The 14898-nt window shown below is 73.3% G+C and carries 14 protein-coding genes and 1 riboswitch; of the genes, 7 read left to right on the forward strand and 7 right to left on the reverse strand.

Annotated features, from left to right (window positions below):
* Positions 1-8: 8 nt before the first annotated feature.
* The 3 genes from GIS00_RS19370 to GIS00_RS19380 all read right to left on the reverse strand — a co-directional run bounded on the left by GIS00_RS19370 (position 9) and on the right by GIS00_RS19380 (position 4107).
* Positions 9-2396 carry an RCC1 domain-containing protein gene (locus GIS00_RS19370; RefSeq protein ID WP_196073364.1) on the reverse strand — a complete coding sequence of 796 codons (2388 nt, stop codon included), beginning with the start codon at positions 2394-2396 and terminating at the stop codon, positions 9-11.
* Positions 2397-2552: 156 nt separating this feature from the next.
* Positions 2553-3248: an LmeA family phospholipid-binding protein gene (locus GIS00_RS19375; RefSeq protein ID WP_154770075.1), complete on the reverse strand. Its 696-nt coding sequence runs from the start codon at positions 3246-3248 to the stop codon at positions 2553-2555.
* A 64-nt stretch (positions 3249-3312) separates the two neighbouring features.
* Positions 3313-4107 (reverse strand): alpha/beta hydrolase, encoded by a 795-nt coding sequence (locus tag GIS00_RS19380; RefSeq protein WP_154770076.1) that lies wholly within the window; start codon positions 4105-4107, stop codon positions 3313-3315.
* A 183-nt stretch (positions 4108-4290) separates the two neighbouring features.
* Here GIS00_RS19380 and GIS00_RS19385 point away from each other — a divergent pair, with 183 nt between their 5' ends.
* The gene (locus GIS00_RS19385; protein ID WP_154770077.1) at positions 4291-4983 is read left to right on the forward strand and encodes a winged helix-turn-helix transcriptional regulator; all 693 of its coding nucleotides are present in this window, start codon (positions 4291-4293) and stop codon (positions 4981-4983) included.
* The gene (mshD, locus tag GIS00_RS19390) at positions 4980-5855 is read left to right on the forward strand and encodes a mycothiol synthase (RefSeq protein ID WP_322098157.1); all 876 of its coding nucleotides are present in this window, start codon (positions 4980-4982) and stop codon (positions 5853-5855) included. The genes GIS00_RS19385 and mshD overlap by 4 nt, the downstream gene beginning before the upstream one ends.
* Here mshD and GIS00_RS19395 read toward each other — a convergent pair.
* Positions 5842-6558 (reverse strand): GNAT family N-acetyltransferase, encoded by a 717-nt coding sequence (locus GIS00_RS19395; protein WP_154770078.1) that lies wholly within the window; start codon positions 6556-6558, stop codon positions 5842-5844. The genes mshD and GIS00_RS19395 overlap by 14 nt on opposite strands.
* A 202-nt stretch (positions 6559-6760) precedes the next feature.
* Positions 6761-6872: riboswitch (SAM riboswitch) on the forward strand.
* A gap of 315 nt (positions 6873-7187) precedes the next feature.
* Here GIS00_RS19395 and GIS00_RS19400 point away from each other — a divergent pair.
* From GIS00_RS19400 to GIS00_RS19420, 5 genes are all read left to right on the forward strand, one after another.
* Positions 7188-8114, forward strand: a complete 927-nt coding sequence (locus GIS00_RS19400; RefSeq protein ID WP_322098158.1) for an amino acid ABC transporter permease — start codon at positions 7188-7190, stop codon at positions 8112-8114.
* Positions 8111-8887 (forward strand): amino acid ABC transporter ATP-binding protein, encoded by a 777-nt coding sequence (locus tag GIS00_RS19405; RefSeq protein WP_154770080.1) that lies wholly within the window; start codon positions 8111-8113, stop codon positions 8885-8887. The genes GIS00_RS19400 and GIS00_RS19405 overlap by 4 nt, the downstream gene beginning before the upstream one ends.
* A 78-nt stretch (positions 8888-8965) precedes the next feature.
* Entirely contained in the window at positions 8966-10003 is a 1038-nt protein-coding gene (locus GIS00_RS19410; RefSeq protein WP_154770081.1) for a transporter substrate-binding domain-containing protein, read from the forward strand.
* Between the two features lie 84 nt (positions 10004-10087).
* Positions 10088-11200: an FAD-dependent oxidoreductase gene (locus GIS00_RS19415; protein ID WP_154770082.1), complete on the forward strand. Its 1113-nt coding sequence runs from the start codon at positions 10088-10090 to the stop codon at positions 11198-11200.
* A 79-nt stretch (positions 11201-11279) separates the two neighbouring features.
* The gene (locus GIS00_RS19420) at positions 11280-11804 is read left to right on the forward strand and encodes an NADPH-dependent FMN reductase (RefSeq protein ID WP_154770083.1); all 525 of its coding nucleotides are present in this window, start codon (positions 11280-11282) and stop codon (positions 11802-11804) included.
* An 8-nt stretch (positions 11805-11812) separates the two neighbouring features.
* Here the strand turns inward: GIS00_RS19420 and GIS00_RS19425 are convergent, their stop codons facing one another.
* The 3 genes from GIS00_RS19425 to GIS00_RS19435 are packed head-to-tail and all read right to left on the reverse strand — an operon-like array spanning position 11813 to position 14775.
* Complete coding sequence (locus GIS00_RS19425; RefSeq protein ID WP_154770084.1) at positions 11813-12571, reverse strand: SGNH/GDSL hydrolase family protein; 759 nt, start codon at positions 12569-12571, stop codon at positions 11813-11815.
* A complete protein-coding gene (locus GIS00_RS19430) occupies positions 12568-13662 on the reverse strand; it encodes a glycosyltransferase (protein ID WP_154770085.1) in 1095 nt (364 codons plus the stop codon). The genes GIS00_RS19425 and GIS00_RS19430 overlap by 4 nt, the downstream gene beginning before the upstream one ends.
* Before the next feature lie 3 nt (positions 13663-13665).
* A complete protein-coding gene (locus GIS00_RS19435) occupies positions 13666-14775 on the reverse strand; it encodes a glycosyltransferase family 4 protein (RefSeq protein WP_322098159.1) in 1110 nt (369 codons plus the stop codon).
* Positions 14776-14898 lie beyond the last annotated feature (123 nt).

Here is a 14898-nt window from a genome sequence, read left to right on the forward strand (position 1 = left end):
GGGAACGATCAGCGGTTGGCCCGGAACCAGCCGGACAGATCGACGATCAGGTCGATCGGTCCCGGGGAGTCGTTACGGACGTCGACCGCGCCGAATCTCCAGTCGCCGACCGCGACCGCACCGGACACCCCGCGGCCGATCGGGAAGTTGACCGTGCGCACGGTCGCCGGATCGATCCCGGTCGGGTAGGCCGCGATCGAGCCGGTGTTGGACGGCCCGGTCACCGACAGCGTCAGCAGCATCCCCTCCCGCCGGTCGTTCGTGCCCACGGCGGCCCAGGCCTCCACCACGACCACCTGGCCGGACCCGAGCAGCGCCCCGGGCCGGGTGTCGAGGATCCGCCTCGGGCCCACCGGGACGTAGGCGCCGGGTGTGTCGCCGGTCCCGGGCAGGAAGTAGCCGAACCGGTCCACGATCACCTGGACCGGGCGCGACGAGGTGTTCCAGATCCGGATCCGGCCGGCGGGGCAGGAGGGTGTGACGGCCATGTTCGCGACGGTCCGCCCGGCGACGAACTGAACGGTGGCCACCCCCGGCCGTGGCCGGCCGTCGCAGTCGACCACCAGGTTGCCGGCGGCCGCCGGCGCCACGGCCGAGAGGTTCAGCAGCATGGGCGATGTCACCGGTGCCCCGAACCCGCCCCCGCTCGCCGGCACCAGGGCCACCGAGCCTCCGGCGGGGATCGGCGAGCGGCCGGCCGCACGGGTGTCGAGCACCCGGTACTGGACGCTGTTGGCGAACGTGCCCGGCTTGGTCGGTGGCCCGCTGAACCAGTACCCCGTGACATCTGCGAGCAGGTGCAGTCGGCCCTGGGAGTTGTTGCGCAGCACGACCTTCCCGCCAGAACCGAGCGGGAGGATCATCTGGTTGCCCACCGTGCTGCCCGGGGTGAAGTGCAGCAGCGGAGTGTTGCTCACGGCCGCCCCGGCGGCCCAGCCGTTGACCGAACCGGTGGCCGAGGGGCCTATTGCGGTGATGGTCAGGGCCACGGACTTGATCCCGGAGCCGACGACCGGCCCCCGCCCGGTGACCTGGACGGTGACCGTTCCGCCGGCGGGAATCGAGGCACCGGAACGGGTGTCGAGCAGGCGTGCGGGCCGGACGGCGCGGAAGGAGGCCGGGATCGGAGGCTCGGCCGCGACGATGGTGGTGGCGCCGCCGGCGGCCAGCAGCACCACGTCGCGGCCCGCGAGAAGGTGCTCCGCATCGGTCGCGACCGGTGTCCGCCGGAGGTTCCCCGTCGCCGGGTCGCCGGTGCCCAGTTGGTCGTTGGTGTTGCCGCCCCAGCAGTACGGCTTGCGGACGAACAGCACGCAGGTGTGGACCTCGCCGGCATCGATGACCGGGAACTCCGTCGCGGGTCCGGGCCAGTTCTCCTCGAAGGCGTCGTTGTACACCAGAACCGGGACCGTCGAGTCGGCATCGGTGCTGCCGGAGCCGAGCTGCCCGACGTTGTTGCCGCCCCAGCACACCACCCGGTACGACCCGACCGCGCAGGTGTGGGTCTGCCCGCCGGTGACCGCCGTCGCCACCCGGCCGGTCATCGCCCCACCGTCGACCTTCGTGGGCACGTTCTGGAACGACGAGCGGGTGCCGTCGCCGCGTTGGCCGTAGGAACCGTCGCCCCAGCAGTAGACCGCACCTCCGGCGACCGCGCACATGTGCTCGTCACCACCGCCGATCAGCGTCACCGCGCCCGGGAACCCGGCCACCGACACGGGTGTCGCCGACACCGCGATGTTCGACGGCCGGCCGGTCTGGCCGCCGGAGTTGCTGCCCCAGCAGAGCGCCCCTCCGCCGACGATCGCGCAGCTGCGGTACTTCCCGGCGTCGACGGCGGTGGCCCCGGAGGTGATCCCGGTGGACACGGGGACAAGGCTGGTGGCCGAACCGCTGCCGGACAGGCCGTTGCCGAGTTCGCCGTAGAAGTTGTAGCCCCAGCAGTAGACGCCGCCGGATGCGACTGCACAGGTGTGGTACCCACCGGCCGCGATCGCGGTGACCTGCCGCCCGATGAGCGGGCCGCCGACCCGGACGGGCGCGGTCCGCCGGGTGGTGGTCCCGTCACCGACCTGACCGTAGGTGTTGTCGCCCCAGCAGTACGCGGCGCCGCCGCTCACCGCGCAGGTGTGGCTCCCGCCGGCGGACACTGCGGACACCGGGGTACCGCCCGGGACACCGGCGACCGGCACCGGTGCCGCCCGGGTGACCAGCCCGCCGTCGCCGATCTGTCCGCTGCCGCCCAACCCCCAGGCCACGGCGGTGCCCAGCGGGGGCGGGGCGGCCGCTGCGGCCGGCCCGGGCGGAACAGCGGCGGCGGCGGGCACCGCGATCACCCCGGAGACCAGCAACGCGACGGTGGCGAACAGGGCAGGAAGGGCACGGACGGTGCGCACGGGGACCCCCGGGGCGTCGGGGAACGGCGACCCGACCGCCGCTCCTGCGTCCGACAGGAAGCCCGGGAGCCGGGCCTGATAGGTGGTGGTGCCGGTTCCAGCCGATCGGCCCAGCGGTACCACCCGATCACCGCAACGCGGTCAGCGCGGGAGGGTTCAGCGCAGGGAGTCGGCGGTGATCCGTCCGGTGCTGGCCTGCAGGGTCAGGTTCGCCCCGTCCACCCCGACCGTGCCGGAGGTGATGTCGATCGGCAGTGCATCCAGCGGCACGGTGAGCGAAAGATCGTCGGCCAGCGACGCCGGCAGCGGCACGTCGACCCCGGCGGCCGACACCCCGGAGGCGGACAGGGCGAGCGCGCCGTCGGTGATCGAGACACCCAGGTCGGCGGTCACCGGGACCTCGTTACCGGCGACCGACACCGAGCCGGACAGCCGCAGGTCGCCGTTCGCGGTGGACCCGAGCTGCAGGTCCGGCACCTGCAGCGCGTCGCCCAGCGCCGACACCGGCACCGTTGCGGTCAGCGTCGCGCGCTCGGCGGCGAGCCCGTCGGTGCTGCCGGCGAAGGCGTCGGACAGCGGGTAGGTGACGTCGTACAGCTCCACCGTCGCCGCGACCGGCGCCAACGGGCCGAGCACCAGGTCGGTGGTGCTCAGGGTGATCTGCCCGTAGTCGCCCGGGAGCGCCTGCGCGAGGAAGGAGAAGCCGTGGATGTCGACGTCCGGCGCCACCTGGTTCCCGCTGCGGGTGGCGATGGCCTCGCCGGCCTTCGACTCGGCGATCGCCCGGCCGCCGATGTCGGCACCGACCACGAGCAGCAGCAGGACGACGAGGGTGATCAGCAGGGCGCGCACGTCGCCGATTCTGACCGGTGGGACCGCCTGCCGGGGCGGACCTGCGACGGCTGTGACCGGTCCGTCACCCGGCCTTGACCGGAACCAGACGGATCCAGCCGAGCAGCCGGTCGATCAGGTCCGGGCTCGCGCCCGACTCCGCATGTCCCATGCCCGGCTCCAGCCACAGCTCGCCGTGCCCGGCGGCCCGGTGCAGGGCCACACCGTGCGCCGGACCGAAGTAGTGGTCGGCGGTGCCGTGGACCAGCAGCAGTGGCAGGGGTGCGATGCCGGCGACCAGCTCGAGCGGGGTGTCGGGGACGTCCGGCCACGGGTCGGACAGCCGGACCCCCATCACCCGGCCGACGCCCGGACCCAGCGGGTGCTCCAGCAGCCAGTGCACCCGGCGCATGGCGACCGACTCCCGGATGAACCACCGGGACGGGGCCGACACCGACACCACCGCATCCGGCAGATGCGATCCCCGCGCCCCGTGCACCAGCGCCACCGAGCCGCCCATCGAGAAGCCGAGGGTGACGACCCGGCGGTAGCCGGCCTGCCGGGCCGCGGCGACCGCTGCGTCCAGGTCCAGGTACTCGTCCCGGCCGACCGAGGACCGGCCGCCCGACCGGCCGTGACCGCGGAAGTCCACGGCCAGCACGCCGACCCCGCCGCGGTGCAGCCGGCGCAGGATCCGCCGGGTGCCCGGCTTGCCCGTGGAGTGCGTGAAACCGTGCCCGACGACCACCGCCAGCGCCCGGTCCGCGGCCGGCAGGTGCACCCCGGCCAGGGCGACTCCGTCCGTGGTGACCAGCCGCAACGGCTCGGCCGACGGGGGGAGTGCGGCCCGTCCGGACCGGCCGCGGGATGACGCGCTCATGTCATGAGTGTGACCCCTGGACGACCATGACCTGCACAGGTGGTCGGGGGTGTGACGCCGGGTGATCGACCGGCGATGCCGGATTGTCCAGGTCGGGCGGTTAGTATCCCCCCGTACCGGGACCGCTCCGGACGGGTGGAAACCCCGCCGAGGCGATCCCCGACAACCGGTGGGAGGTGTCGCATGGACCTGTTGCTGCTCACCGCCGACCCGCAACCCGCCGGCGTTCTGCCCGCGGTCGATCTGCTGCCGATCAAGGTGCGCGCCGCCGCACCCGAGGCGGCCTCCCTGGTCACCTCCGGCCCGTACGACCTGGTGCTGCTCGACGCCCGGCACGATCTCGCCGCCGCCCGCACGCTCTGCCGGTTGCTCGGCTCGGACGGGCTCGCGGTCTCCATCCTGGCCATCGTCACCGAGGGCGGCATGGTCGCCATCGGCCCCGAGTGGGGGGTCGCCGACGTGGTGCTGGCCAGCGCCGGCCCGGCCGAGGTGCACGCCCGGCTGCGGCTGCTCGCCGCCCGCACCTCCTCCTCGGCCAACTCCGGGATGATCAGCCTCGGTGAGCTGACCATCGAGGAGGACACCTACACCGCCCGGCTGCGCGGCCGGCCACTCGAGCTCACCTACAAGGAGTTCGAGCTGCTCAAGTTCCTCGCGCAGCACCCGGGCCGGGTGTTCACCCGGGAGCAGCTGGTCACCGAGGTCTGGGGCTACGACTTCTTCGGCGGCACCCGCACCGTCGACGTGCACGTGCGGCGGCTGCGCGCCAAGCTCGGCCCCGAGCACGAGGCGCTCATCGGCACCGTCCGCAACGTCGGCTACAAGATGGTCCCGCCGTCCCGGGCCGGCTCGGCCGCGGGCGGCGCCGGGGCGTGAACGCGCCTGACGACTGGTCCGACGGGCTGTCGGACCACGCCGCGACCCAGGTCCGTGCGCTGGTGGCCGACGCGGCTGCGGTCGACGGGGTCGCGGCCCTCGGCGGGCATGTGCTGGAGGCGCTGCCGCACGGCCGCTTCCTGACGATCACCGCCGGCGGCGGACTCTCCGCGGTCGCGGTGGTGCAGCCCGGCGACCCCGCGGAACTGGTGGTCGCACCGGAGCGCCGGGGCCAGGGCCTCGGACGGCGGCTGGCCGCGGCGGCGATCGCGGAGGCCGGTGGGGTGTGGGCGCACGGTGACCTGCCCGCGGCGCAGGCGGTGGCCACCGCACTCGGTCTGGTCCGCACCCGCGAACTGCTGCAGATGCGGCGGCCGCTCGCCGGGTCGACAGCGCTGCCGCTGACCCTGCCCGAGGGCATCACCCTGCGGACCTTCGAGCCGGGCCGGGACGAGGACGCCTTCCTCGCCGTCAACGGTCGCGCCTTCGCCTGGCACCCGGAGCAGGGCCGGCTGGACCGCGCCGGGCTGGCCGGCGAGATGGCCCAGGACTGGTTCGACCCGGCCGGCTTCTTCCTCGCCGAGAAGGCCGGGACCGTCGTCGGTTTCCACTGGACCAAGGTGCATCCGGCGGAGGCCGGCACGCCGGCGGCCGGCGAGGTGTACGTCATCGGCGTGGACCCGGAGTCCGGTGTGCGCGGCCTGGGGCGCCCGTTGACCCTGGCCGGCCTGCGGCACCTCGAGGGCCATGGCCTGCAGGACGTGTTGCTCTACGTCGAGGGCGACAACGTCCCGGCCCGGAAGCTCTACGACGCACTGGATTTCACCGTCTCCCGCAGCGACGTGGTGTACCGGCCGATCACCCAGGACTGACGAAGGCGCGGAACCGGGTGGTCCGGCGCAGCCGGAACCCGATCGAGGTGTACAGCCGGATCGCAGTGGTGTTGGCCGCCGAGGTGTGCAGGAAGGCACGCTCGCCGCGCCCGGCGATGCCGAAGGCCACGGCACGGACCAGTCGGGTGGCCAGGCCCTGCCCACGCACCTCGGGAGCCGTGCACACGGCGCTGATCTCGGTCCAGCCCGGCGGGTGCAGTCGTTCCCCGGCCATCGCCACCAGCACCCCGTCGCGACGAATGCCGAGATAGGTCCCCAGCTCGACGGTGCGGACCCGGAACGGGCCCGGCTGCGTGCGGGCGACCAGGTCCAGCATCTCCGGGACGTCGGCAGCGCCCAACCGCACCGCCTCGGCGTCCGGCTCCGTGACCAGCTCGACGTCGACCAACTGCACACCCGGGACCGCGAACGTCTCCCGCCATCCGGCCGGTGCCGTGAACTCGCCGGACACCGACACCTCCGCACCCGGGCCGACCAGCCGGCGCAGATCGGCCCAGTGCGCCGGGTCCGAGATGTCCTGCACCGCAGCGAATCCGGCGACGTCCGGGTGGTACCGCGCGGCGTGGCCGAGCCGCTGGGCGAAGGCCGCGTGCGGTCCGGTGAGGGCGGCCCAGGCCGGGTTGTCCAGGACCGGGGCGCCCAGGGTCGGATCCGCCAGGACGGTGGGGTCTGCCGCGGACATGGGAGATCCTTCTGTGACGGTCGGCGAGAGGGGCGATGAAGGACGGTCTCTCGTAGGTCCTCGGACCGTACACCTCGCTCTCCGGCGACCTGTCCGGTGAATCGGTTCACCGGACCGTCGGTGGGTCCGGTCCCGAGAAGTGCTGATCTGCAGCGGTTCCGGTGACTTGACCCGGACCCGGATGCGGGTTAGGTTCAGCGCAGGTCATGAGTTCCAGCACCAAGCTCCGGCTCGCTGGACGGCAACCCTCCACCACGGTGGGGTGCTCCGGATGAGGACCTGGCCGGCCCGTTCGGGCCCGGCAAGCGTGGATGCGCCGTGCGGCGTTTCCCCTGGTGGTGAGGACGGCGACGTGAACGGGACCAGCCGCGGACGGATCGGCCTGCTGCCGGCCGTGCCCGCCGTGCTGCGCCGGCACATCGACCTGCACCGCACCTGCAGCGCACTCTGTCGCTGATCCACCCCGCACCTTCGGCGTGAATCCGCGCCGGTGAATGCCTCGTCCGTCGCCGACATCCCCTGTCCCGTCGACCGTTCCGGCCTGCCCGACGGCCGACGACTGCCCGAACCCCTTCCTCGGAGTGTGCCCTGTGAGTGCCCCGACCCATCCATCGCCGCCCGGTGCCGCCGTGACACCGGCCGACCCCGGACTGACATCCCTTGCCCGGCAACGGGTGATCCCGCTGCGGCACCCGATCCGCTGGATCGTCACGGCCGCAGTTGTCGTGGTGTTCGCGCAGGTCGTGCACGGCCTGGTCACCAACCCGTTCTACTCCTGGGACCGGTTCGGCTACTGGTTCCTGCGTCCGGTGATCCTCGATGGACTGCTGCGCACCCTCGAGATCACCTTCTATTCCGCCGTTCTGAGTCTGCTGCTCGGCATCCTGCTGGCCCTCGCGCGGCTGTCGGAGATCCCGTTGCTGCGCGCGCTGAGCTGGGCGTACGTCTGGTTCTTCCGGTCGGTGCCGCTGATGGTGGTGCTGCTGTTCGTCTACAACTTCAGCGCGCTGTACACCCACCTCGGTATCGGCGTGCCCTTCGGCCCGGTGTTCGCCTCGATCGGGATCAACGATCTGCTGCCGGTCACGGTCATGGCGGTGATCGCGCTCAGCCTGAACGAGTCCGCCTTCGCCGCCGAGGTGGTGCGGTCGGGCATCCTCTCCGTCGACCAGGGCCAGAGCGAAGCCGCTGCGGCACTGGGCATCCCGAGGTCACGGCAGTTCCGCCGGATCGTGCTGCCGCAGGCGCTGCGCTCCATCGTGCCGTCGTACGTGAACCTGCTGATCGGGTTGATCAAGGGGACGTCGCTGATCTTCTACGTCTCCGTGCTCGACCTCTTCGGGCAGGTGCAGTCGATGAGCAGCACCTACCCGACCGACATCATCCCGCTGCTGCTGGTGGCCAGCGTCTGGTACCTGATTCTCACCAGCGCGGTCTCGGTCGTGCAGTTCCACGTGGAGCGCCACTACAGCAAGGGTGCGCTCCGCACCCTGCCGCCGACCCCGCTGCAGAAGCTGCGATCGGCGCTGCGCCGCACTCTCGGAGGCCAGGCATGAGCGCCACCCCGGAGGCGCCGGCCGTCGAGATCATCGGCGCACACAAGGCATTCGGCACGCACCAGGTACTGCGCGGCATCGACCTGCAGATCCGCCGCGGGACCGTCACCGTGGTGATCGGACCGTCCGGCTCCGGCAAGTCCACGCTGCTGCGCACCGTCAACCACCTGGAGCGGCCGGACAGCGGTGTGGTGCTGGTCGACGGCGAGCCCATCGGTGTGCGCCGGCACGGCGACCGGCTGAAGGAACTGCCGGAGCGGGCGATCCTGCGGCAACGGGCCCGGATCGGGTTCGTGTTCCAGCACTTCAACCTCTTCCCGCACCTGACGGTACTGGAGAACGTCGTCGAGGCGCCGATCGCGCTGCGGCGCACCACCCCCACGCAGGCACGTGCACTCGCCCGCACCCTGCTGGAACGGGTCGGTCTGGCGGAGAAGGCCGATGCCTACCCGCGTCAACTGTCCGGCGGCCAGCAGCAACGGGTGGCAATCGCCCGGGCGCTGGCGCTGGAGCCGTCGGTCCTCCTGTTCGACGAGCCCACCTCAGCGCTCGATCCCGAACTGGTGGGCGAGGTGCTCGCCGTCATCAAGGATCTCGCCGCCACCGGTACCACCCTGGTCGTCGTCACCCACGAGATCGGCTTCGCCCGTGAGGTCGCCGACCGGGTGATCTTCATGGACGAGGGGGCGGTGGTCGAGGACGGCACCCCCGCGGCCGTCCTGGACCACCCCTCCCACCCCCGGACCAGGGACTTCCTGTCCCGCGTCCTGTAGTCCCGCACGTCACATCCATTCCGCAGCACCCACCCAGAGGCCCGGCACGACGCCGGCCCGGACACGAGGAGCACCAGCATGTCCCGCGCAGTACCACGCACCATCCGGAGATCCCTCGCCCTCGGACTCGGTACCCTGCTGCTCGCCGGGACCGCGGCGTGCGGCTCGACCGCGGCGGCCGACCCGGCGGCAGGTTCCGCCACCGCGACCGCCGCGCCCGGCAGCACGGCGGTGGTGGTCGGCGCAGTGTCCAACGGCGCGGCCACCGAGACCAGCATCGACGTCCCGACCGTCGCCGGGATCCGTGACCAGCTGCCGGCCGCGGTCAAGGAGCGCGGCACCCTGGTGATCGGGCTCGGTGCGCTGCCGGCCGGCTTCCCACCGCTGGCCTACGTCGGCGACGATCAGCAGACCCTGACCGGCGCCGAACCCGACCTGGGCCGACTGGTGGCCGCAGTGCTCGGGCTGACCCCGGACATCAGGAACTCGACGTGGGAGAACCTGTTCGTCGGGATCGACAGCGGGCGCACCGATATCGGCTTCTCCAACATCACCGACACCGAGGAACGCAAGGAGAAGTACGACTTCGCCTCCTACCGGAAGGACAACCTGGCGTTCCTCACCCTGGCGTCCAACGCCTGGGAGTTCGGCGACGACCCGGCCAACCTGGCCGGGCAGCGGGTCGCTGTGGGTCAGGGCACCAACCAGGAGCGGATCCTGCTGGCCTGGCAGAAGAAGCTCCAGGGAGAAGGGAAGAATTTCGATGTCGTCTACTTCCCGGACCTGAACTCGACGCTGCTGGCGCTGAAGGCCGGCAACCTGGACCTGTACTTCGGGCCCAACCCGGCCTCGGCCTACCAGGTGCGGCTCGCGGAGTCGACGGCCACGCAGTACAAGCTCGCCGGGCAGTACTCCGGCGCCGGCGAGACCCTGCAGGGCCTGATCGCCGCGACCAGCAAGAAGGGATCCGGGCTGAACGAGCCGGTGGCCGCCGCGATCAACTACCTGATCGAGAACGGCCAGTACGAGAAGTGGCTGGCCGCCTACAACCTCGCCGGCGAAGCGGTGCCGTCCTCGGAGATCAACCCGCCGGGGTTGCCGAAGAGCGACACCTGATGCGGACCTGCCGGGCGGGGCGCACAGCCCCGCCCGGCAGGATGACCAGGAGCAGGCACACCAGCAGGACCAGAGGGAGCAGTGATGACGGAGCAGCGTTCGGTGGTGGTGATCGGTGGCGGCCTGGCCGGGGCCTCGTCGGCCTGGCGGCTGGCTGCCCGCGGGCACCGGGTGACCCTGGTCGAGCAGTTCGAACCCGGGCACGACCGGGGCGCCTCGCACGGGACCTCCCGGATCTTCCGGCACGCCTACGAGGACCGGCGCTACGTCGACCTCGCGGCCCGGGCCGGGCGTGGCTGGGCGCGGTTGGAACGGCTCACCGGACGGCACGTGTACGACCGCACCGGGGCCGTGGACCACGGTGACCCGGTCACCGTGCAGCGACTGGCCGGTGTGCTCGGTGCGGCGGGCCTGGAGTTCGAGATCCTGTCGCCGGGGGCGGCGCAGCGCCGGTGGCCGGGGCTGCGGTTCGACACCGTGGCGGTGCACCACCCGTCCGCCGGGCGGCTGCTGGCCGACGAGGCCATCGCCGGGCTGTGGCAGGCGGCCGGACAGGCGGGCGCGGTACTGCGCACCGGCACGAAGGTGCAGGCGGTCCGCACCCCGCGCGGCCGGGCGGAGGTGGTACTGGGTGACGAGGTGCTGATCGCGGACCAGGTGGTGATCGCCGCCGGCGCCTGGACCCCGGCACTGGCCGATGGCCTGCTGGACCTGCCGCGGGTGCGGACCACCCAGGAGCAGCCGCTGCACTTCCCGACGGAGCTGCCGCTCGACGTCTGGCCGTCGTTCATCCATCACTCCGGCGCGGGTCTCGACATCCCCGGTGGCATCTACGGTCTCGCCTCCGCCGAGGGCGTCAAGGCCGGCGAGCACGGCACCGGGCCGGAGGTCGACCCCGACCACCGCCCGGACACCCGGCCGGCCGGCGTCGAGCGGGTGCAGGCCTACGCCCGGGAGTGGCTGCCGGGCGTCGATGCCGAGCGGCCGTCCGCGGTCAGCTGCCTGTACACGACGACCCCGGACCACCACTTCCTGATCGACCGGGTCGGCCCGGTCACGGTCGCGGCCGGGTTCTCCGGTCACGGGTTCAAGTTCGGCCCGGCCATCGGCGACCTGGTGGTGGACCTGGTCGAGGACCGGCGTGCGGTCACCGGCCTGTTCGCCCTGGACCGTCGGCGCACCGCGGCGGCGGGATGAGCCGGCCCGACTGGCACGATCGCATCAGCGGCACAACAACCAGCAGCGCCCGGAGGGGCGGAACGGCGGAGGTGGAGTGATGGCGTCCCTGGTCACGGTGGTCGGCAACCCGAAGGCGGGCTCGCGGACCCTGGCGGTGGCCTCCGGCCTGGCCGACGGCATCGCCGCCAGTTTCGGGGAGATCGACCGGCACACCTACGATCTCGCCGAGCTCGGACCGGGACTGCTGGCCCCGTGGACCCTCTCGCCGGAGGCAAAGGACGCGGTTGCGCAGGTCCGTGAGGCGACGGTCCTGGTGCTGGCCACCCCGACCTACAAGGGATCTTTCACCGGCCTGCTCAAACTGCTGCTGGACACCCTGCCGGCGGGGTCGCTGGACCACACGGTGACGGTGCCGGTGGTGCTGTCCGCCGGCCCGGCCCATCGCCACCTGGCGGACCTGCAGCTGGCGGCGGTGCTGAGCGAACTCGGCGCGGTGCGGCCGGTGCCGTCACTGCTGGTGCAGGAGTCCGAGATCGACGCCGTCGACGCCACCGTCGCCGAGTGGGTGGGGCAGCACGCCGCCGTCCTGCAGGCCACGGTCGCCGCACTCGCGCAGCCCTGACCGCCGGCTCAGCCGACCCGGCGCAGTGCTGCCGCCACCCCGGCCGGTCCGCCCGGGTCTCGGCGCTGCCGCCACAACTCCGGCAGCAGATCCCGGCTGCGCCGCACCACCCACGGCACCCCACGGACGGTGAGCCACCACAGCGGGTAGCCCGGCGGCGGGGGAGCGGGCGGTCGGCTGACCGTGCCGGCCACGGCGAACCCGTGCCGGCGAAGGAGTTCCAGGGCCCGCACCGCCAGCAGCCGCTGGCCCAGCGAGGACAGGTGGATCCGGTCGACGTGCAGGGCGGCGCGGCCACCGGTGGCGAGCACGTCGTCCAGGTCCACCCGGAGCAGCGTGCCGCCGGCCGGGCGTACCTCGGACAGCGCACGCCGCAGCTGCGCCAGTCGCAGCCACATGGTGCGCCGCAGGTCCGCGGGCAGCGGCACGCGACGCAGGTCGACCCGGGAGAACGGCAGCGCCAGCACCACGACGGTGCCGCCGGCATGCAGCTGCGCCACCGTGGCGGCCACCGCGCCCCGCACCTGCCGCACATCGAAATCCCCGCGCAGCACGTCGTTCCCGCCGACAAGCAGGCAGGCCACCGCCGGCCGCAGCTCCCCGACCGCCCCGAGCTGCGACGGCAGATCCCGGGCCCGGGCACCGCTGACCGCCCCGCAGGCGAGGACTCCGGCCAGCCCGTCGGCGACATGGGCGGCCCACGACCGGTCGGCACCGACCCCGGTGGACAGCGAGTCGCCGAGGGCGAGCACCGTCGGTCGGGTCATCGCACGGCGCCCAGGTGCAGGTCCAGCATGCGCTGTACGGTGGCCGACCACGGCAGCTCCGCGGCCCGGGCCAGCGCGGCATTGCGCCGCAGCTCGACCGGGACCGCCAGCAGGTCCTCGACCGCGTCGGCGAAGCCGTGCACCGTGCCCGGGGCGGCGCGGCCGGCGGCCGGGTCGGTACCGATCACCTCCGGCACCCCGGCTCGCCCGTCGGCGACCACGGCGGTCCCGGCGGCCAGGCACTCCAGGGCCGCCAGGCCGAAGGTCTCCACCGGCCCCGGGGCCAGTGCGATGTCGGCGGAGGCCTGGATGCGGGCCAGCCGCTGCCGGTCCGCGACGTGCCCGTGGAACAGCACCGGCAGATCCGTGGACTCCCGCTGCAGCCGGGCGGCCAGCGGCCCGGTCCCGGCGACCACCAGGTGCACCTCGTGCCCGCGCCGCCGGAGCTCGCGCAGCACCCCGAGCGCGAGCTCCGGTCGCTTCTCCGTGGACAGCCGGCTGCAGAGCAGCAGTTCGGTCCCGCGCCGGCGCGGGGAGGTGGTGACCGCGGGGGTGGTCGTGACCCCCAGCGGGACGATGCGCAGGTCGTCGGTGCCGATCCGGTGGAACTCGGTGGCGGCGAACCGGGTCGTCGCCACCACGGTGTCGAAAGCGGCGGCCGTGCCGCGGTTGTGCAGATCCGCGACGTGCCGGGCCGGCGCGGCCGGCAGCCCGTGGGTGCGCAGCACCCCGTCCAGCCGCTCGTGCGCGAAGAAGACGCTGGGCACCCCGCGCGCCCGGGCCCAGCGGCCGAACCGGCGCAGCGAGGTCCGGTCGGAGACCTCGAGCCGGTCCGGGGCCAGCCGTTCCAGCAGGGCGGCGACCCGGCGCGGCCGGGTGATCATCCGGTAGCCGCCGAAGCCCGGGAGCAACGGCGAGGCGAGAGTGACCAGCCCGCCGTCGGTGTCGCCGGACCAGCTGTCGGTGCTGCCGGGCACGATCACGGTGCAGCGATGGCCGGCGGCCCGGTAGCCGGCGGACAGCGCGCGCACCATGGTGCGCAGCCCACCGGAGGTGGGGCCGTAGAAGTTCGCGAGATGGACGATGTGCATGTCTCAGCCGATCGGCAGCCGGGTGCGGGCGTACTCGTAGTGGGCGAGCAGTTCGTCGCCCAGCCGGGCCCAGCTGCGACCGGCCACCGAGGCGGCGGCCGCCCGGCCGAAGGCGCGGCGTTTGGCGTCGTCCCCGACCAGGTCGGCAACGGCCCGGCGCAGCTCGCCGGCGTCACCGGGCCGGTAGCACCAGCCGGTCCGTGAGCTCGACACCAGTTCCTGCACACCGCCTCCCGCGGCGACCACCGCGGGTACCCCGCACGCCAACGCCTCCTGGACGCCCTGGCAGAAGGTCTCGTGCCGGCCGGGGTGCACGAACACGTCCAGGGTGGCGACATGCCGGGCCAGCTCGGCGCCGGACAACCGGCCGGTGAACACCGCGTCCGGCAGCAGTCGTTGCAGCGCAGCGCGTTCCGGCCCGTCGCCGATCACCACCAGACGGCTGCCCGGCGGAGTGGCGGCCGCGAGCTGGTGCAGCTCCTTCTCCGCGGCCAGCCGGCCCGCGTAGCCGACCAGGACCTGCCCGTCGCCGAGTGTGCGGTGCAGGTCGGCATCCCGGCGGCCGGGGTGGAACTGGCTGCGGTCCACACCGCGGCCCCACGGGGCGATCCGCGGGATGCCGTGTGCGGTGAGCAGGTCGGTGGCGTACCGGGACGGCGCCAGGGTCAGGTCGGCCAGGCCGTGGATCTCCTCCAGCCGGGTCCACATCCGCTGGCCGGTGCCGGGGACACCGTAGTGCCGGGCGAACCCGGCGACGTCCGTCTGGAACACCGCGACGGTCGGCAGTCCCAGATCGGCGGCGGCGCGGGCACCGGTCCGGCCGAGCACCAGCGGCGAGGCGAGATGCACGATGTCCGGCCGGAAGTCGGCGAACAGCTCGGCCATCCGGCGCTGCCGGACCAGGCACACCCGCAGCTGGTGGTAGCCGGGCACCCCGACCGACGGCAGGCCGACGACCGGTGCGCCGTGCACCGTCTCCGGCGCGCCGGTGGCGGCGGCGATCACCATGGCCCGATGGCCGCGCCGTTCCAGGTGCTCGAGCACCCGGACGACCGACCCGCTGACGCCGTTCGTCTCGGGCAGGAACGACTCGGCGACGATCGCGACACGCACGTGCCCATCTCCACATCCGCGCCCGACGGCACGTCGACCACCGGGTGCGGTGTCGGTGACGGTGTGATGAACCGTTCGCATCATGGCCTGCAGCAGGGCGTCACACCAACGGGCGCAGCCCGC

The organism is Nakamurella alba (genome assembly GCF_009707545.1).
Taxonomy (GTDB): domain Bacteria; phylum Actinomycetota; class Actinomycetes; order Mycobacteriales; family Nakamurellaceae; genus Nakamurella; species Nakamurella alba.